Annotated in this window: 14 protein-coding genes; 8 read left to right on the top strand and 6 right to left on the bottom strand. The window is 31.4% G+C overall.

All coding sequences use genetic code 11. From position 1 onward, the window contains the following. Positions 1–80 precede the first annotated feature (80 nt). The 3 genes from DK441_RS24520 to DK441_RS24510 form a co-directional block, all read right to left on the bottom strand. On the bottom strand, positions 81–3,713 hold the full coding sequence (locus DK441_RS24520) for a M1 family aminopeptidase (protein WP_109853184.1): 3,633 nt from the start codon (positions 3,711–3,713) through the stop codon (positions 81–83). Positions 3,714–3,757: 44 nt separating this feature from the next. After that, on the bottom strand, positions 3,758–4,657 hold the full coding sequence (locus DK441_RS24515; protein ID WP_109853183.1) for an ABC transporter ATP-binding protein: 900 nt from the start codon (positions 4,655–4,657) through the stop codon (positions 3,758–3,760). A 63-nt stretch (positions 4,658–4,720) separates the two neighbouring features. Beyond that, the gene (locus DK441_RS24510; RefSeq protein ID WP_160112263.1) at positions 4,721–6,631 is read right to left on the bottom strand and encodes an ankyrin repeat domain-containing protein; all 1,911 of its coding nucleotides are present in this window, start codon (positions 6,629–6,631) and stop codon (positions 4,721–4,723) included. A 251-nt stretch (positions 6,632–6,882) separates the two neighbouring features. Between DK441_RS24510 and DK441_RS24505 the strand changes: the two genes are divergently transcribed. Further along, complete coding sequence (locus DK441_RS24505; protein WP_235015825.1) at positions 6,883–8,046, top strand: sensor histidine kinase; 1,164 nt, start codon at positions 6,883–6,885, stop codon at positions 8,044–8,046. Next, a complete protein-coding gene (locus DK441_RS24500) occupies positions 8,043–8,744 on the top strand; it encodes a LytTR family DNA-binding domain-containing protein (RefSeq protein ID WP_109853180.1) in 702 nt (233 codons plus the stop codon). The genes DK441_RS24505 and DK441_RS24500 overlap by 4 nt, the downstream gene beginning before the upstream one ends. A gap of 44 nt (positions 8,745–8,788) precedes the next feature. Here the strand turns inward: DK441_RS24500 and DK441_RS24495 are convergent, their stop codons facing one another. The 3 genes from DK441_RS24495 to DK441_RS24485 all read right to left on the bottom strand — a co-directional run bounded on the left by DK441_RS24495 (position 8,789) and on the right by DK441_RS24485 (position 12,839). After that, positions 8,789–9,169: a hypothetical protein gene (locus DK441_RS24495; RefSeq protein ID WP_160112262.1), complete on the bottom strand. Its 381-nt coding sequence runs from the start codon at positions 9,167–9,169 to the stop codon at positions 8,789–8,791. Positions 9,170–9,463: 294 nt separating this feature from the next. Next, on the bottom strand, positions 9,464–10,390 hold the full coding sequence (locus DK441_RS24490; RefSeq protein ID WP_109853178.1) for a PD40 domain-containing protein: 927 nt from the start codon (positions 10,388–10,390) through the stop codon (positions 9,464–9,466). Between the two features lie 49 nt (positions 10,391–10,439). Further along, the gene (locus DK441_RS24485) at positions 10,440–12,839 is read right to left on the bottom strand and encodes a TonB-dependent receptor domain-containing protein (RefSeq protein WP_109853177.1); all 2,400 of its coding nucleotides are present in this window, start codon (positions 12,837–12,839) and stop codon (positions 10,440–10,442) included. 240 nt (positions 12,840–13,079) lie between these two features. On the opposite strand from DK441_RS24485, the gene DK441_RS24480 reads away from it, so the two are divergent. The 6 genes from DK441_RS24480 (at position 13,080) to DK441_RS24455 (ending at position 19,985) form a co-directional block, all read left to right on the top strand. Beyond that, positions 13,080–14,759: a histidine kinase gene (locus DK441_RS24480; protein WP_109853176.1), complete on the top strand. Its 1,680-nt coding sequence runs from the start codon at positions 13,080–13,082 to the stop codon at positions 14,757–14,759. A gap of 4 nt (positions 14,760–14,763) precedes the next feature. Beyond that, positions 14,764–15,462, top strand: a complete 699-nt coding sequence (locus DK441_RS24475; protein WP_109853175.1) for a LytTR family DNA-binding domain-containing protein — start codon at positions 14,764–14,766, stop codon at positions 15,460–15,462. Positions 15,463–15,946: 484 nt separating this feature from the next. Further along, positions 15,947–16,609 carry a hypothetical protein gene (locus DK441_RS24470; RefSeq protein ID WP_109853174.1) on the top strand — a complete coding sequence of 221 codons (663 nt, stop codon included), beginning with the start codon at positions 15,947–15,949 and terminating at the stop codon, positions 16,607–16,609. A gap of 7 nt (positions 16,610–16,616) precedes the next feature. Then, on the top strand, positions 16,617–17,282 hold the full coding sequence (locus tag DK441_RS24465) for a S8 family serine peptidase (RefSeq protein ID WP_109853173.1): 666 nt from the start codon (positions 16,617–16,619) through the stop codon (positions 17,280–17,282). A 125-nt stretch (positions 17,283–17,407) separates the two neighbouring features. After that, entirely contained in the window at positions 17,408–19,360 is a 1,953-nt protein-coding gene (locus DK441_RS24460; RefSeq protein WP_109853172.1) for a sensor histidine kinase, read from the top strand. After that, positions 19,350–19,985, top strand: coding sequence for a response regulator transcription factor (locus tag DK441_RS24455; RefSeq protein WP_109853171.1), 636 nt, complete (start codon positions 19,350–19,352; stop codon positions 19,983–19,985). Before DK441_RS24460 ends, DK441_RS24455 begins: the two co-directional genes overlap by 11 nt. Positions 19,986–19,988 lie beyond the last annotated feature (3 nt).

The following is a 19,988-nucleotide window of genomic DNA, read 5'->3' as shown; positions in this document are numbered from 1 at the left end:
TGGGTATTTAATAAAGATACTCCCACAGCAAATATCTATGGAGGTATCTTTATTAAATAATCTCAACAAAAGCTTATTTATTATTGTTTAATTAAAAGCTCTTGCAGATTGTTTTCAATTTTTCTGTCGATTAGTTTATTCAATGGGTCAATACCTGCTTTGATTGGTTTTTGGTTTACAAGAATTTCTAATTGCATTATCCGATCTGTAATTTTGTGCTTCTCTAAATAGATTAATTCTTCTTTTCCGTCAGACCCTTCTCCATATACTCCAATATCAATCCAATCATGTATTGATATTGATTTTTCTACTCCTGTACTATCAATATGGTATTTTGTAACATCTAACGTTAGGTTCACTTCATATTTATTTTTTGAAAGCTCTTCATATACTCCTGTGGTTGTCTTATTTTCATATAGCGTTACTGTTTCGAATAAATCAACAATAATATACTGTAGATTATCTGGTGTGACTTCTCTAAAATAACCAAGTAAATCTATTGTAGTTGGATATCTTTCTGTCTTTGTTTTTAATAAGCCATCGTAGCTGTTCCAATCTCTAATAAAATTTCTTAAAGCGAGATTTACGCTGTTTTCTCCGATATAATCCTGCAATGCATATAGATTAACCAATCCTTTACCATAATGAATATATTCTTGCCCAGATTCTACTAACGACAAAGGCATTTCGCTTATTTGTTCCCCTGCTCTTCCGGTTAGATAACGGTTCATTTGTGTTTGAATAAATTGTCTTACTTTTTCTTCGGGATAAGCTTCTTTTAGTACCATGATAGCAGAATATTGAGCTAAAGCTTCAGATATCATTGATTTTCCTTGCACAGAAGCAGGGTTTACCTGGTGTCCCCACCATTGATGTGCCAGTTCGTGAGCTGTTACATAAAAAGCCATATCTACATCATGTTCGTCATCAATATCCATCAAGAATCCGATCCCTTCAGAAAAAGGTACTGTATTCGGAAAAGATTGAGCAAAAATTTCATACCGAGGAAATTCTAATATTCGCATTTGTTTGTATTGATAAGGTCCGAAATGAGTACTAAAATAATCAAAAGACATTTTCATTCCTTTCATCATTCTTTTCAAATTGTACTCATGTCCTTTATGATAATAAATTTCAAGATTAACAGCATTACCCAAACTATCATGAGTAGGTATCCACCTATCTTTTAATACTTCATACCTGGCAGAAACAATAGAATAAAAATTAGACATGGGTTTATCCATTTTATAATGAAAATAACTACGATTGTTTTCTTTCCATTTTTTCTGTAAATACCCAGGAGCAATAGCGATTTGACCGTTATCAGTACCTATAACCATTTCAAAATTAATTTCTTCTCCATCACCTTTAGACAATCCTTCTTTAATTGCGTATGGATCATCTCTTTTGGCTCTTCTACCTCTAGGTTTTAGGCCATGTTTCTTGCGCTCATTATCATCACGTAATTCATGACTTCTATTATATCCTAATGTTGGGAAGTGAAAATTATCAAAAAATGTTCCGTTATAAATAATTCTTGTGCCTGATTTCTCAACAAAACCATTTGTGGTAAATGTTTGTTTAAACTCCATTTTAAGAGAATCTCCTGGTTTCAGTGGTTCATTTAATGTATAGATATAATAACTATACTCTTCATTATCATTATTTATCGTAGCTCCTTTTTCAAATTTTATATATTTGATTGCTACCTGATAATTTGGTAGTTTTTGAACATGAACCTCATTAATAGCTGTATCATGAGTATTAGTCAATACATAATACCCTTCTGCCGTATAATCTCTATCAGATGGAAAAAGATCTACTTTTAGGTTTACATCTACAATTTTTGGTTGTGGCAAATACTCAAAATGCTTAAGTTTTTTCTCATAATTTACTCTATACATGTTCTCTTCCTTCGGAAATGAATATTCATTAAGAATATTAGTATTGTAAAAAATGTAACTTCCTAATAAAGCAAAGATTAAAATAGTAACGCTTCCTAGTTTTATCAAAGGTTTGGTCAATCGTTGTTTACTTAGTTTCCAACGTTTTTTCATTTGTGTTTCTGTTCCCCGTACCGAAAAGATGACAGCAACAATAAACAGAACAATAGAAAACAATATCCAATATATTTTGAAACTTATATAAGGCCATAAAAAATGTCCGTAACCATTCATATCTGAATATGTGCCTAAATCACCTCCACCAAAAGCGTATAATCCATGATCTAATTTTAATACTTCTAATAAAATAAAAGCAACAAAGAAGAAGATAACAACCATAATATGTCCTAAGAATTTATGGTTTGTTAGCACCTGGAAGAAGAAGGAAACAAATGTTAGAAGGATAAGAAAAGGGAAAATTTCAATAAAAAACCCTATAAAATACACATCCAATTCATAGTTGTGATACCCACTAAGGGTTTGAAAAATAATACCTGAAAGTATTAGAACCACCATTAACACGACATATATAAGCATAAGCCCAACAAACTTACCAGCCAAATTGATAAAATCAGACATGGGAATAGTATCATAAATACCGCTTAATTTCGTGTCCCTCTCTTTCCAGACAAGTTCCCCAGAATAAAATAAAAGAATCATTAAGAAGAAATATATTGACATTTCCTGAAGTTCTTCTACTATAATATATGTGGCAGGATAACTATTAACACCATAAGCAGTTCCTAAATTAATAGAATTGATAAATATTATACTCACCCCACATAGAACAATGGCCCAGAAAGAAGTTTCTTTAAGAATTGATTTAAAATTAAATAAAACGTGTTTCCAAAATTGAAATATACTAGCTTTGGTACCAAAGTATATGTAAGCCTTTGGGACTAGACTATTCATATTGTTTACAGCAGATTTGTTTTCTTCTTCAGGAATAGCGATTAATTTCTTTTTTGAAGCTTTACCTCTAATCAAGTTGAAATTAAACTTATAATACCCTATTACCAAAGTAATTATCCCGATTGCTATCCATAACAACCTGTTATATAGCAGCACTCCTTCTACAGGAAGCATTAACGTACTTTGTTCTGTTTTGGTCCAGAATTGAGTTACTATACTAATAGTTTGAAAAGAAAATGGATCAAGAAGAGCTGCAAAAAAACGATGATCTGGGTTTCGTAATAATGTAAGCGTTACGATATACGCCATTAACAAAAATACCCCCTGGATATATACAACCATTAATTTTCGGCTTAAAGCGCCTCCAACATAGAAAACTGCCCCGCAAAAGAATATATTGGGTATCACCAGATACAAGAAAGGTTGTAAATAATGCCAGAAATTAAAAGGTAACATAATATTTACATCACGCCATGGCATAAATTGACCTAGCATAAGTCCAAAAAGCAGGCCACTGAAAATAAATAATAATATGATGAATGACCCAATAAAACGCCCGATGAGATAATCTCGTTTTTTGATAGGATTTATAAACATCAGAGATTCCATATTATGATCAAAATCTCTTAAAGCAGCTACTCCCATGATCATAGAAGTAATCATTGTAAAAAAAGCTGAGACAATTGCCATTATTCTTGCTATATCCTGAGCAGAATTTGTACCCAAGGCTCCAGAATTCCCATCCATGAGAACATCTGCTGCTACAAGAGAGAATAAAAACACAATAGCAAAGTATATATACGTATCAGGGCGTTTGGCTCTGTACTTTATTTCGAATTTTAGTATTTCGTACCACATAATGTTGTTGAAATTAGATTGAAATGAAAAATATTAGATCTGTCTTATGATAATGGGAATGCATTTTGATATTGATCTCCACCAAAAATCTGTGAGAAATACACATCTTCTAAATCTGCCTGAATAGGTATAAATCCATTTCCCGGATCGTTATCACTAAGAACATGAATGATGGGTTTACCTAACAAGAATTTTTCTGCAATTACCACATGATGCTGTTTGTAACTCTCTAATTCATTTTTCTTGATTATTTTTTTGTATACCCTTCCTTTTAATTGCTCGATAGCATGTACAGGGTTTCCTTTCAGAAGTACCTCTCCCCGATTAACAATAGCCATATCGGTACACAATTCTTTAACATCATCAACAATATGAGTAGAAAGGATGACAACCGTATTTTCGCCTAACTCACTTAGCAAATTATAGAATCGGTTTCTTTCTGCAGGGTCAAGACCAGCAGTAGGTTCATCTACGATAATAAGTTTTGGATTAGACAGTAATGCTTGCGCAATACCAAAACGTTGTTTCATCCCTCCAGAGAAACCGCCCATATTCTTCTTTCTATGTTCGTACAAATTCGTTTTATATAAAAGTGCCTTAACCACCTCTTTTCTTTCCTTAGTATTTATCAATCCTTTAAGTACCGCCAAATGATTCAGTAGTACTTCTGCAGATACCTTAGGATATACTCCAAACTCTTGTGGTAAATACCCTAATACTTTTCTCAATTCATTTTTTTGAGTTAATACGTCCAAATCCCCAAAAGTGATTGTACCTTCATCTGCTTCCTGAAGTGTTGCAATAGTTCGCATTAGTGTAGATTTCCCAGCACCGTTAGGTCCTAATAATCCAAACATTCCCGTACCTATTTCGAGACTTAGGTTGTTAATGGCTTTTACTCCGTTTTTATATGTCTTTGTTAAGTTTTTTATGACTAATTCCATAAGTGTTCGTTTTTTGATTGAAGTTGTTAAATTAGATATACAGTACTTTGTTATTTTTAGCTATTAATTTTTTTCGGACACCATAGGAAGTTTCTCTCCAGAAAGGGTTCCACGAGTAAATTCACCAGATTGCCACAATAGAATTTCACCCATTTTTCCACTTTTCATATTTGCATCAATCACAATTACTTTGCCCTGGTAACGTGTTTCTATCTGTCTATGTGTAGTATGGCCAACAATGATATGTGTTACCCCAAAATGTTGTAGTAATTGATCAATTTGTTTTGTAGTAGCCAGTTCTCCCTGAAAATACCCTCTATAATAGATAGGACCATTATTTCTATGTAGAAAAGTGCCGAGATCATTACGTGCTTCGGGCAATTCACTAACCACCAGCTGTTGTTTAAATTCTTTATTGATTTGATCGATTGAAACCCCTTTTGATACGAGATCCGGATGAAATCCGCCATGGGTAAATAGAAGATTATTTATTTTAACCAAAACAGGTCGTGTTCTTAACCAATCTCCCAGAACACTGCCTTTAGCAAAAAGAGATGTTAAAGGTTTACCTAGTATGTTTGCAATGTCCTTGTATTTAGGATGCACAGAGCGTAAATTTCCATTGAGAACCATTACATCATGATTTCCTAGTAATACATGTAGTTTTCCTCCTCTTTTTTCTGCTTGTTTTTCTAAGTCATACAAAAACCATAGTACTTCGGTCACATGAGATCCTCGATCAAAAATATCCCCAGTAACGACAACATGACCATTACCAAAGTTCCATTTTTGATTCTCATCGATAATACCATTACGTTGTAATAATTGTATAAATACATCGTATTGCCCATGAATATCACTAATAGCAGCAATTTTAAATTTACCATTGTACTCTAGTTTTTCTACTTCGGCAGGATTACTATCCCATAAGGTTGCTTTCATCCCTTTGTATTCAATAACATGAGGAGTTTTATTGCTGATTTTTTTTGTGTGCTTTTTTCCTTCATTTATCCAAACAGCAATACGTTCTGTTTCAGATTCGGTTACGTAAGGGCCATCAGAAGGTTCTTTATAAGGTACTTTTAATACTTCTAAAATATCTCTGATGTTATCTTCTTTTGCTAAATCGATAGCTGTGTATTCGTTATGAATTTTAATATTAGGATCTGCTCCATGATTTAGTAGCATTTTAACCGCTTCTTTATCTCTGCTTTTAATGGCAATTGCCAATGCAGTTTGTTTTTTACTGCTCACATAATTGATTTCTGCTTTATGATCTATAAGCTCTTCAATAATTGTATAGTTTCTATAGGCTACCGCATACATTAATGGTGTAATACCATCAGAAACTAAATTTGGGTCTGCACCACGATTCAATAAATACTTGGCGATCTTATGAGTTCTATCGTTTTTTATAGCATACAAAAGCAACGTATATCCTTTATCATACCTCTCATTAATGTCATTACCTTTATCTAAAAAAATGTTAACAGCTTCTACATTACCGAGTTTAATATTTTGATGGATATCATTTGAGTTTTTAACCGTTTTGGTTGTATTGAATCGTTTCCTAATCTGTTCCTCGGTCAATTCCCGAGTCATATTTAAAGTAAGTTGTTTTCCACTTTTAGAACTCCAGATACCTGTAATTCCTTTTTCTGAAATTTGACCAGAATAGCTTCCTTCAGAATGTATTTCAAAACCGAGTGTTGTATCGGTAATAACAATATGCTGCATTGGTAATGTTGCAACTCCTTTAGAAGCTGGTCCCATAAAACCAATTAGTTTACCTTGATCTGATTTTTCGAAACGCCAGATAATACCAATTGATTTATTTTCATTAATAACGATATTACCATCCCAGTTCCCTAGGATACTGTCACTGGGAATTTGCTCTTGAGCTGTGGTGACCGTACTAAATATTAGTAGTAGTAGTATGAAAGAATAAACAAAGTTAAATACGTGTGTTCTCATAATGTATGAATGAAATTTATAATGGTTAGTATTTGTAAGACTGTTCATTTTGATTGAATTATTTGATCAAACATAATAGTCAAACCAGGTAGTATTATGATAAATGTGATAAGCTTGGTTTGATTAGGGACACAAAGGCTTTTGACAGGTATTAAGTGACTTCATCACACTTTTCTCGAAGTTGAAACCCGTATAAGGTATGTTTATCAACTTCTTTGGTTGTACCATTTTATTACCCTAGTTTTGGGTATATGATGTTATTATTTAGAAAATATAGACGAACGATATTCTCCCTTGGGATATCCATTTTTTTATGGTTTATAGGAATAATCTGTATGGCTTCGGGTATCGAGCTTACAGGTACCTTATTCGTTTTTTTGGCAGTTAGTAGTATTGGATATTTACTGCTCTCCTGGTTATTCAATAGAAAAAAACAAAGAAATTCCTCTCGACTATGGTCAAAAAATGAAATTAGAATCACCACATTCCTAACGGGATTAACATGCTTTATCGGAATATTTGAATCTCACCCAAATCAACCCGTATTTACTACTGTTTTTACTTTACTATTTATTTATATTTTAATTTTTGGAATAATACTTATCAGGAATTACTACCTCCAGAAAAAAGGAGCTCCCACTATTTCTAAATCGGTTATAAAAAAAATAGTCTTTTGGTCTTTTGTAATTGGTGGAGGAAGGATTTTGATATTACTCGAAGAATATGAGAACAATGATGTATTGGTTATTATAGTCTTCATCTATTTTCCACTAATCATTTTTTTAACAATTCGATGGGTTTTCAAACAAATAAAATCGATTTTAACTTTAAAAAATGAAAAAGCAAAAACCGAACTATTGCATTTAAAAAGCCAGGTCAACCCACATTTCTTTTTTAATATGCTTAATAACTTATACGGTTGGGTAGATAAAGATTCAAAAAAAGCAAAAGAATTGATTCTTAAGCTGTCTGATATGATGCGATATAGTATTTATGATGGCCAAAAAGACGTGGTTACCCTGGAAGAAGAAGTATCATATCTAAAAAATTATATAGAATTGCATAAGATGCGTTATCATAAAGCAATAAAAGTTAATTTTAATCTCCAGATTGAAAATGAAGGATATAAAGTGATGCCTTTACTATTTATTATACTTTTAGAAAATGCTTTCAAGCATGGTGTAGAAAATTTAAGAGAGAATGCTTATGTAGATGTTAATATGATTGCCAAAGAAAATGAAATACATTTTGAAGTTGAGAATAATTTTGATCCATCAGAAAATACTGAACAACCAGGAATTGGTTTAAATAATTTGGAACGAAGACTTGAACTTGTGTATCCTAAGAAACATTCTATATCGTATACCGTAACTGAAGATATTTATAAAGCGCAACTAATACTAAATCAATTATGATCAAATACTTAATTGTTGATGATGAACATATAGCTCATGATATTATTAAAGGGTATTGCGATTTATTACCCAATATGAAATTGATGAAGAATTGTTATGATGCATTAGAAGCATTCGAATATTTAAATGAGAATCAGGTAGATTTAATTTTTCTGGATCTCAACATGCCAAAATTAAAAGGTTTCGAGTTCTTAAAAACCTTGCCTTCACCTCCCAAAGTTATTGTAACTACAGCATATAAAGAATATGCTTTAGAAGGTTATGAGCTCAACATCTCTGATTATTTATTAAAACCTTTTGGTTTTGAGCGATTTCTAAAAGCGGTAAACAAGGCGGTAAGCACTACTACCAGAGTGCAACCTCCAACCGAAGTAGCTGAAAATAGTACTACAGCAGAAACAATTTTTCTTCATAGTAACAAAAAGTATATACAAGTAGTTATTGATACTATTCAATATATGGAAGCTGCAGGAAATTATACCAAAGTAATCACCACAACCGAAACTATTACTGTTAGAGAGAAAATCTCTGATCTGCTAGAATCATTGCCCAAAGATTATTTTTTACAGGTTCATAAATCATTTGCTGTAGCTGTAAAGCACATTAAAAGTATTGAAGGAAATAGGATATCTATTGGTAATGATGTTATTCCTATTGGGAAAATCTATAAAACAAATATTATTCAGTTATTGAAGTAATAATCGCTACAGGTTAAACAAAATTATGTGTTTCATAAGAGCAATTAGGATGTTGATAGATTAGAATTACTCATTCCATGCAAAATTCTACAAACCATATATAGACAAATCCCTAGCACAGGAGTAATTAATGTATTAGATATCCCCTGAAAGATTAGCCCTGGTGCAATTCCTCCTGTTTTTCCAATAAAATAGAAACTATGCATCAATCCCAATAATAAAGACAAAACACTTAAAATGAGTATCCAAAAAGCAGCACTACCAATTTTTAGATTGTGATGCTTTACCAACTCCTGGTTTTCCTCTTCTTTTTTAGTTTGTAGTTTTTTGAAAAAATGATACCCAGCTATAGCAGTACATATGCAAAAAGCAACAACGAACTTTAAATCTCCACTAGTAATAAATTCTGAAAAAGGCATTCTCATAATTGTAAAATTTGTATTTATATCTCTTCAAATTTAATAACCGAAGTAGTTGCTCTCGATGCTTTGTGATAAACGACAAGATTGAATCGAGTTTTAACCAATTAATCTATTTTTTAGTCATTTTTTATACATGATTAATAAAATGAAAAATTAAAAGCCTTACTATCTGGTAAGGCTTTAATAATTATTTTTTTGAACTCTTATAATTTTAAGTGTTTTAATTGTTTTTTATATGATTTTACCAAACATATGATAGTTAGTATTAATGATGTGTACTAATTTCATTGTTATTCCTTAAAGATCAACGGGTCGTACTTTATTAATAACTTCTATACTTACCCAATAAACATTTGCTAGCCCAATTTCTCCGTTTCTTTCCGCTCTGCCAAAAAATAGATATTTACCATCTGGAGTGATACTCGGATTTTTTTCATCAAAATTAGAATTTATTGTATTTCCAAGGTTAATTGGTTTTGTCCATGTACTGTCTTGCTTCTTAAAACAGACATAAATGTCATTATCCTTTCTATTTTCATCTTCTTTGTTTTTAGCAGCCACCAGTAAATACTCTTGAGATGAAGAAATGAACGCGTGATGGCCAAATTCAATATCAACTTTCTTTACTTCGGCATATTCACCATTTTTGTTGGGCGAATAGTACGTTTTAAATTTTGACAAATTGAAATAATACAAGTCGCCATTTTTCGCCTGGTTAGGAAAAAACACAAGGTCATCGTTTATAGGTGAATTAAGTTTTATTGCATCACTCCAGGAATCCTTTAAACGGTTTACGTACCAAATTTTCTCATCTACAAAAACGGAATCCAAAGCTGTGAAATAAATTCTTTTACCATCAGGACTGACAAATGGATGCAATTCTTCATTTTTTTTCCCATTGGTGAAATTTGCTCTTTTAATAGTAGTCCATTTATTACCATCGAGTTTTGAGAAATAGATAGATGTTTCTTCGTCTTCATAACTAGCTTCAAAATATATTTCTTCTAGATTAGGAGAAAACGAAACAGTCCCCTCAAACCTACCATTGATTGAAATAACACCTGGTGCAAAAATTTCAGGAATTAAGCCCGGTGGTTTTTGTCCAAAATAAGTCCCTTCTGTAGTTAGTGAATCACTATTATTTTTATTCTGTTTTTTAGTATTGCAAGCATTTAAAAGTAATGCAAATACCAGTGTCAAAAATATAAAGTTGTAATTTCTCATTGTTATAATGTTTTGTACTATATAAATAATACTATAGTTATGTAACCGATTAATTTCTATTACTTCGTTGTACTCGTCTGGTTTTGTGCCCCGATTTACCATTAAACTTGTATACAAAACTCAATGACCATCTCGCACCATTACGACTTCTCATCTGGTTTACAAAAAAATCTGTACCGGTTATCTCTTCTCGGGTTTTACGACTATCAAAGACATTACTAACATTAAATATCAAATTCGCCTTATTTTTAAATAACTTTTTACTGGCTCCCAAATTAAGATATGAAATTGATTTTCTTTTAGATTGAGCATTACCTCTTTCTCCCTGGTAATTAAACCTACTTTGAATTGAAATACCATGTTTAAGCCTTATTCTGGTACTTAAAGAAGTTTGCCATGTTTCATCAGAGAAGTCTAGTTTTTGTGTCCCAGCTATACCTTCCTGGCTAAAACGATAGGCATTAAAATCTCCATTAAAACTAAGCCATTTTAGTGGATTATAAGAAGCTGAAAGCTCAAAGCCATATCGTTCTTCTAAATCTAAATTGATAATCGTACTTACAAAAACACCGTCATCATTCTGAGTAGTATACCATTGTGTATCATCTGTAGTATAGGAATAATAAATACTTGGATTTATGGTGAATTTTGTTCCTTTTTGTAAAAGCGATACCTCTACAGCATCAGTAAATGCAGATTTTAATGCTGGATTACCAAAAAATCGAGTGTTAAAATCTTCAAGCTCAGAAAATGGATTTAATTGCCATAATGAAGGCCTGTTTATTCTTTTACTATAACTTACTTGAAAATTTGTTTTTTCACCAATAGCATATCCTAAGTTTAACGTAGGAAACAAATTAGTGAAGGCGTTAGTGTTATTAAAACTCCCTTCCTCATCTTTGATCTTAATATTAGTATCCTCAATTCGTAAGCCTAGTAAATAGCTAAACTTACCAATCTTACTTCCGTATTGAACATATCCTCCAATAATTCGTTCGTCGTATGCTATCTCATTATCCAGATTATCTAATAATTGATAATTATCATTTACAAGTTCTTCGGCAATAAATCCATCGGTTACATGCCTGTTTTCAAATTTGGCTCCGATTTCCAGTTTTGTTGTTTCTCCAAAAGGAGTTACAAAGTCAGATTGTAAAACAATATCATTATTCTTGTTTGTAGATTTTGTTCTCAAATTTGATATTGGGGTCATTATAGGAGTCTCTTTTTGAGTACGAACATTCCATTTTTTTGTACTATCCCAGAAATCATACTGTAGGTCAAAAGTTAATTTCCTTCCTTCTTTTGCAAAGGTTTTGGTATAATTCATTTCAAGCTGGTTATAGGATCTTTTTTCTTTAGAGTTTCCTAGGGTTGTCAATATACTATCAATTGCTGTCGTAGCAGAGGTATATCCATAAGAAAGCATTGTTTCATCAGTATCTTCAGTTTGATTTCTATAAAAAGCAGCTGTGATAGCATTGTTTTTATTTAGATAGTAGTCTGCACCAACATAAATTAGTTTTCCATCATCATGCCTATCCTGATCCTCGCGTTGGTCTAAATGTACTGTGGTATTATTTCTGGTAGAGGTTTGTTGTTTAGTATACTCTCCTTCGTAATCTGTATATCGAATTCCCGCATTAGCAAAAAAATTAAACTTTTGTGCTTTATAGCTAAAACTGCCATATAATCTATAATCGTCTGGAGTTCCTACAACCCCTCTTAATTGCCCTGTTAGTCCTCCTTTGGTATTCTTCTTAAGAATAATATTAATGATCCCTGCTGATCCTGAAGCGTCATATCTTGCAGAAGGAGTAGTGATTACCTCTACCCGATCTACATTATCAGAAGGGATTTGTTCTAATGCCTGTGCAGATGTTAAGCCAGAACGTCTGCCATTAATCAAAATAGTAACATTGGCATTACCTCTTAATTGTACCGTTCCTGATGGATCTACTGCAACCGATGGTACATTACCTAATACATCTGTAACCGAACCACTTTGTGATAATATATCTTTACCTACTTTAAATACCTTTTTGTCTAAACGTAAAGAAACTTGTGATACCTCGGTAGTAATTTTTACTTCATCGAGCGAAACTGTTTCTTCCAATAATAGGATTGGTTTTAGATTTATTTTTTGACGATTTTCTTTGATTTCTAATGGTTGTGAGTGTGCTTTAAATCCGGTATATGTTACCTCTAAATTGTAATTTCCGACAGGAATATCCATAATGGCATACACTCCTTCTTCGTTGGTGATTACTCCTTCAACTAATTGCTGTGTCGCATCTTTTAAAACTACTGATGCAAATGGTAACGCTTCATTTGTCACGTTCTCAATTACTTTTCCGGTAACTTCTGCTTTTCCTGTTTTTGATTGTTGTGCCATAGTACAGGTTATTGAAAACCAAACTAGTATTAAGGCTTTTAAATTTTGTCTCATCTGTTTTACGTACTTGTTTTTTTAGTTATCAGATGGAATTACCAATATTCATTTAGATTTTCATTTTAATCTAATCGGTCATGGTATATCACATACTGTCGATTTTTAATTGATAGAGTAAAACTCGGTTTTAGTCAGTATCTTTTCAAGGTATTTTTCATCAACTGCTCTATATATGATTGAACAACTCTAAGAAGTCCTGTTTTTAAGTTAATTTTACTTGATACTATTTTACAATACATGAATTTTAAATTATTACACTATTTCCTTTTAGTATTCACTGTTCTGCTGGTAAGTTCTTGTTCTAGAGATCGTGTTTCTAAAACCAACGATTCTCGATATAAAATAGGAGATCGCCCAGAATGGGCTACCAAAAACTGGAATGACCAGCAATGGAAAAATAAAGCAGATGTAACGGAAGGAGAAGTTTTTTGGTCCAGAACCGAGGTTGAAATTACAAAGTCCCCCGAATCATTTCAGCATTATGGAGTATTCATAAATACTTTTGGAGAATACGATGTCTTTTGGGACGGGGTACTCATTGGTGAAAATGGAAACCCGGGACAAGAAACTACTCATGATCCGTCTGGTCAGCTATGGGCGACTTTTGGCATCCCTGACACTTTAGCAACAAAAGGATCTCATGTACTTGCATTACGAACTAGTCTATATTATCATCCTGATCATTCGAGAAAACTTTATGTATATGTAGATGATTATGATCACTTGGTAAGATCCGAGCTTATCAATACAGCTTTTATGCATATTTTTGCGGGTGCATTCTTATTAGCTTCGCTATATTTCTTTTTCCTTTTTTTAAGTGAAAACAAAGGATATTCAATCCTAATCTTTAGCATTAACTGTTTTCTCTTTTTTGCTTTAATTATGATGGAATATGTTAAATTCTATATTCCTATTCATTATAGTCAACATCATATTCGATTGGAAATTATAGGAGTTCTAACTTTTATTATTGCAATTTTGACACCACTATATTTTTCTTTGCAATTTCCATTTCCTAGACAAAAGATGATTTTATACATATATATTGGTGTTCTGATATTTGTATTTTCCATACAACATGAAAATCATGATTATACTGCTTATAACATGGCTATGACCATGTGGTTTTTTTCTTTTGGGATAGTGGTTTTTGGGATCTACAAAAGAATGAAAGGAGCTGTCATAGTACTATTGGCATTGCTCATATGTGCCCTCATAAATGCTATTACTTATTATGATATCAGTCTTTTTGCAGGTTTTGGTATTATCCTTCTAGGAATGTTTTATATCCTCTCTGTGAGAACAAAAGAGCAAAGACTGGCTTATGAAGAATCTTTGGTACAATCTACTCGCCTTCGGCTAGAATTACTAAAAAAGAATATTCAACCACATTTTTTAATGAATACACTAACTTCATTGATAGATTGGGTTGAAGAATCACCACAAAAAGGAGTTGCTTTTATAGAAGCACTGGCTCAGGAATTTAAACTTTTTAACCAAATAGAAAATCAAACCCTAATTCCTATTGGTCAGGAAATAGAACTATGCCGTACACATCTTAATATTATGGAGTATCGAAAAGAAATAAAATATCATTGGGAAGAAGAAAATATAGATGCTGATCAAAAAATACCTCCGGCAATATTACATACCTTATTAGAAAATGGAATAACTCATGGCCTTCCTAATGATAATAATAGTATAACATTCAAATTAATTTTTGAAACAGGTGATACTTATAAAACCTATACATTTTTAACGATTGCCAGAGTGAGAGATGCAGAAAAAAAGATAATAGAAGGTACAGGAATTAAATATATTAAGGCAAGACTAACAGAAAGCTATGCTTCTAAATGGAGTTTTTCTTCTGAAGCTACACCAAATGGTTGGAAAAACAGTATAAAAATAGATAACTAGCCCTATGAATATCCTAATAGTTGAAGATGAAGCCAGAATAGCCAAGAGAATCGAAAGAATGACCAGAGAATTCTTTACAAACACATTAGGCTCGTTGCACCGTGTAGAAGCACTGCCTGAAGCACTGGAGTTTATTAAAAATAATTCGTTGGATGTAGTACTCCTGGATTTAAACCTTAATGGAGAAAATGGTTTTGATATCCTTGGTACGGCAGTTTCAGAATCGTTTCATACCGTTATCATTTCTGCAAATAGTGAACGAGCAATATCAGCTTTTGAATATGGAGTGTTAGACTTTGTACCTAAGCCTTTTAGCAAAGGTAGATTAGAGCAGGCCTTTAATAGAGTTTTGTCAAAAGAAAAAACAGAAACCCATAAGGTTAAACTATTGGCAGTTAAGAAAAAAGGGAGAATACAATTGATCCCTATAGAAGAAGTATTATTTATTAAAGGTGCAGGTGGGTATACAGAACTATTCCTTACTAACGGAAAAAAAGAATTGCATGATAAATCTCTTGAAAAACTACAGCAATTACTACCAGATACTTTTGAACGTATTCATAAATCATATTTGGTAAAAATATCTGAGATAAAAGAGATTATTGTGAAATCGGGTAGTAGGTATATTGCAGAATTAAAAAATGGCGAACTTATTCCTATTGGAAGAACAAAATATAGGGATATAAAAGCAAAATGGTTGTAATATCTGATCTGGGGTATTGTTTAAAAACAATTAATTAGCTTTTAATTTATCTTTTGTATATACCTCCGAATTGCGATCTAATTACCATTATATAACCATTTATCCATTCAATTATACTGTTTTAGAAATCCCAATTTATTTAGAAATCTTCTCTCCCACTCTATCTACACTTAACAGATGTACACTCCGGTCTCTATAATAACACTTGTAGATAGCAGAAAATGCTATAAATAATTAGCTAAAACCCATATTATACTTAAGGGTATTCCCTGATTTTTAACAAATCAGGGAATACCCTTAAGCTTTTCACAATACACAAAACTACCTTGTAATCAGCAAAATTGGAATTAAATAAAACAAGAATGACACAAATCAGAAACAGCAATTTTATGAAATATCTGGGTACAGTTTTTTAGTTTAAAAAAAATCTAAGATTCAAACATTTTTCATTTAAAAAAATATTAATAATAAAAAACTTAATAAAATGTCAAAACTAATTTATAACAAAACAAAATCACATGGTAATAATAACAATATTCTTAGTGGAGCTGGTATTGATACAATAAAAATAAAAATACCTGCAGGGCAAAAATACTCACGTTTAACAATCACAATGTCATCATCGCATATTGGTATAGCAACATTTAATGTATTAAGTACACCTAAGGCCAATGCAACAGGTAATCAGGAAATAAAAGTTATGTGGACCTATAGTCCTTTTAGTAAATGTAGTTATAAACTAAAAGTATTTACCGATGATAATGGCAGTGTATCAAAAAAACCTATAGTGATTTTTGGAGAAAGGGATTGGTATCAACTATCTATAGGCTATATCAATCAAAAAAAACCTTTTACTTTAAGAGTTGAAGGACCTGATGCTCAAAAGCTTTTTAATGTAATCAACCCAATCAATAATTCTCTAATTTCTAGAAATATAACTATTAATGAGGTAATGATAGGTATGACAGTTGCAATATGCATCTCAATCGTTGCTGTAACAGGTTTAAGCGTTTTTGGTGCCGTCCTGCTTTATAGCATTCAGCAAGGTTGTACCCCAAAAGCTAAACTCGAAAATAATGGATCGGTAACTGGAGGTGCATTTGGACAAATAATGGAATTTGATATCTTCGGTTGTGGCGGTAATTAAAAACACTATGAATGCACGTATTAGAGTAGCATTAATTGATGGTTTACCATATGAACGGTCTGAAAAGATAAAAGTATTTACTACAGATCCTAATGATTCATGGGACTCCGATTTTTTTGGAGTCCCAGAATTTAGAAATCACGGACAAAAAATGTTAAAAATAATAACCGAAGAAAATCCAGAAGCAGATGTCATTATTTGCCCTTTTTACCCCAAACACAAATCTGTTTTCAAAAATTATATTTTGTTAGCTAGATCTATTGTTAAAGCTGTGGATCAAGGAGCTCATGTTATTAGTATTTCTTTAGAAGTTATGGGGACAAAACATCTTTCATCTGAGATGTTAGCGGCATATAAACATGCCTATAAAAATAAAGTTATAATTTGTGTTTCGGCAGGAAATAATAACACTTTTTATAATCCTCTTATTCATAAAAAATATACAATATCAATTGTTGGACTAAACCAAGATAATAAGTTGCCTCTGAATTTAAACTACAATCCAAAAAATAAAATTAATAGTTTTGGAATATATGGAGGAGAAAATCAAATGGTTTTTTTTGTGGGTGAAAGAATTAATTGCAGTATAGCAACGGCAAGATTCTCTGCTAATGCCTTTTATTACTTATCAAAAAAAGAAGAGTATATCATTAGTATAAAGAATAATAAATAACAGGTTTTGACCATTGTTATTTCTTTTAAGACCCTATCATGAATTCATATATAGCCTATATAAAATATAGTAACATATAAAAACCATTACATTTATAGTATTCTTCTAAAAAAAACAACGACAATTTGAAAACGAAAATCAGCATTTTAATCCTTCTTATAGCTGCAAAGTCAATTTTGGCACAAACATCTTCAATCATAGACAGTTTAAAACTCGAATTAGATAAAAAACAAGAAGACACTATCAAAGCACAAGTATTAAATGATTTGGCCTATTACTACTTATATCAAAATATTGACACCTCTTTAATTTATGGAAAAAGAGCAGAAAAACTTGCGACACAAATTAAATACACTAAAATTAAAGCAAAAGCTAATCTGTATATAGGGAATGCTTTTTTATATACGAATAGATACGATTCGGCTAAATATTATTTTGAAAACTCTTTTCAGATATTTGATTCAGAAGGATTAGATAAATCTGCGGTTTATTCTTCTCTAGGGATGCTACGTAAAAATCAAGGCGATTATATAAAAGCAATAGAAATTTACCTTGAAGGAATTGTGTATGACGAAAAAAACAAGAATGAGTATGGGAAATTTATCAAGCTTCTAAATCTTGCAAATGTATATATGATTCTTGATAAGTATCAAAAAAGTATTGATCATCAAATAGAAGCGGTTGCTATTTCAAAATCTACGAATAACGAAAATATAAAATTTGCCTTAGGTACTATTTTAAATAATATAGGAGGGAATTATGTGCAATTATCTAAATTTAAACTGGCAAGTGATTACTTTAATGAATCACTAATTGTTAATTTGAAGAATGAAAATAAGAAAGAAATTGCTAGAAATTATAATAATCTAGGAGTTGTATCTGAAAAACAGAATCAACTTAATAAATCGCTTATATTACTAAAAAAAGCTTTAGTTATTAGAGAAGAACTGGAGGATAAAGATGAGTTAGTTGAAACTCATATGCAATTAGGAGTCACTTATGGTAAATTATTACAAAAAGATATCTCTCAATCTCATTTTAATATAGCTTTAGAACTAGCAAAAAGTATTCATGATTTATCCCTGATTTCTGAAGTATATTTGGCCCTTAGTGACACCTATTTACTACAAAATAGTCCACAACAAGCTTTAGCTAACTTTAAAAGTCATACTCAATATAAAGATAGTATTCTTCAGGTTGATCATTTAAAAAGCATTAGTGAGCTTGAAATCAAATACAAAACCAAAAAAAAGGATAACGAAATATTAACTCAACAATTAGAATTAGAGCAAAGTGCCAAAGGCCTTCAAAAAAAGAAAACACAATTTAATTACCTAATCGGAATATCTACTTTTTTATTATTAATTTCCTTTCTTTCATGGTTGGTATTTAAACAAAGGCAGAAACGTAAAAATCAAGAAATTTTTACTCTAAAAAGAGAATTTAAAATAAAAACATTAGAAACCTTAATTCAAGGCGAAGAAAAAGAACGCTTACGAATTGCAAAAGAACTACACGATGGTGTAAATGGAGATCTGTCTGCCATAAAATATAAACTGTCTTCAATATTAGAAACAAATGATAAAGTAATAAAAGAAGTAGTTTCTATGATTGATGAATCGTGCATGCATGTTCGGGCAATTTCACATAATTTAATACCTCCTTCTTTAGAAAAACTCAATATTATAGAAGCAACTTATGAATATTGTCAAAATATGGATGAAATACATCCGCAAAATATTAACTTTCAGCATATCGGAGATCCTATTCAAATACCTAAGAGTGTAGAAATAAATATCTTTAGAATAATACAAGAATTAGTAACCAATAGCTTAAACCATGCCCAAGCAAATGAAATACATGTACAGATGAGTTGTAGAAGAAATAGTATTCATCTCACTGTTGAAGATAATGGTAAGGGCTTTGATACAGATCAAGTTAAAACCAATAGCGGGATTGGTTTAGAAAATGTTAAATCCAGAATAGAGTGTTTACACGCAACAATGGATTTAATATCAAATAACCAAGGAACATCTTATACTATAGAAATAGATACAGACAAATTCGATGATAACTAAAATTGCAATAACAGACGATCACGTTATGGTACTTAATGGTATTGTGTCTATGCTTGAAACGACACCAGAAATTGAAATAACAGGAGTCTATGAGAATGCCGAAATAACAATAACTAACTTAGCATTACAGCTACCAGATGTACTATTGTTAGATATTAATTTACCAGATATTAATGGGATTGATTTAAGTAAACAACTTCTTAAAAGCTATCCTGAATTAAAAATTATTGCACTTACAAATTTTGAAGATATTACCTTTGTGAAACGTATGCTTAAAAATGGTGTACATGGCTATTTACTAAAAAACACTGATAAATTAGAGCTTATTAGTGCGATAAAAACAGTTCTTTCTGGAGAATTATATTTACAAAAAGATATCCATAGTAAACTACTAAAACAATCCATAAAGAGTAAAAATTGTAATGGATTAAAGCCAAATTTAACCAGAAGAGAAAAAGATGTTCTTATTGCAATTTATGAAGAATTGACTACTCAACAAATTTCTGAAAAATTATTTATTAGTGTAAAGACAGTTGAAACTCATCGAATGAATTTGATGAGTAAACTTGGTGCCAAAAATAGTGTTGGTATTATTAAAATTGCTATAGAAAAACAATTGTTATAAGTA

Origin of the sequence: Aquimarina sp. AU58 (assembly GCF_900312745.1) — a bacterium.
Lineage (GTDB): Bacteria > Bacteroidota > Bacteroidia > Flavobacteriales > Flavobacteriaceae > Aquimarina > Aquimarina spinulae.
The sequence above is the reverse complement of the archived record's forward strand: the minus strand, read 5'-3'. Positions and strand labels throughout refer to the sequence as shown.

What these genes read in the sequence shown, in the direction of transcription:
- DK441_RS24520 (WP_109853184.1), bottom strand. Translation starts at nt 3,713, where the DNA reads ATGTGGTACGAAATACTAAAATTCGAAATAAAGTACAGAGCCAAACGC.
- DK441_RS24515 (WP_109853183.1), bottom strand. Translation starts at nt 4,657, where the DNA reads ATGGAATTAGTCATAAAAAACTTAACAAAGACATATAAAAACGGAGTA.
- DK441_RS24510 (WP_160112263.1), bottom strand. Translation starts at nt 6,631, where the DNA reads ATGAGAACACACGTATTTAACTTTGTTTATTCTTTCATACTACTACTA.
- DK441_RS24505 (WP_235015825.1), top strand. Translation starts at nt 6,883, where the DNA reads ATGATGTTATTATTTAGAAAATATAGACGAACGATATTCTCCCTTGGG.
- DK441_RS24500 (WP_109853180.1), top strand. Translation starts at nt 8,043, where the DNA reads ATGATCAAATACTTAATTGTTGATGATGAACATATAGCTCATGATATT.
- DK441_RS24495 (WP_160112262.1), bottom strand. Translation starts at nt 9,169, where the DNA reads ATGAGAATGCCTTTTTCAGAATTTATTACTAGTGGAGATTTAAAGTTC.
- DK441_RS24490 (WP_109853178.1), bottom strand. Translation starts at nt 10,390, where the DNA reads ATGAGAAATTACAACTTTATATTTTTGACACTGGTATTTGCATTACTT.
- DK441_RS24485 (WP_109853177.1), bottom strand. Translation starts at nt 12,839, where the DNA reads ATGAGACAAAATTTAAAAGCCTTAATACTAGTTTGGTTTTCAATAACC.
- DK441_RS24480 (WP_109853176.1), top strand. Translation starts at nt 13,080, where the DNA reads ATGAATTTTAAATTATTACACTATTTCCTTTTAGTATTCACTGTTCTG.
- DK441_RS24475 (WP_109853175.1), top strand. Translation starts at nt 14,764, where the DNA reads ATGAATATCCTAATAGTTGAAGATGAAGCCAGAATAGCCAAGAGAATC.
- DK441_RS24470 (WP_109853174.1), top strand. Translation starts at nt 15,947, where the DNA reads ATGTCAAAACTAATTTATAACAAAACAAAATCACATGGTAATAATAAC.
- DK441_RS24465 (WP_109853173.1), top strand. Translation starts at nt 16,617, where the DNA reads ATGAATGCACGTATTAGAGTAGCATTAATTGATGGTTTACCATATGAA.
- DK441_RS24455 (WP_109853171.1), top strand. Translation starts at nt 19,350, where the DNA reads ATGATAACTAAAATTGCAATAACAGACGATCACGTTATGGTACTTAAT.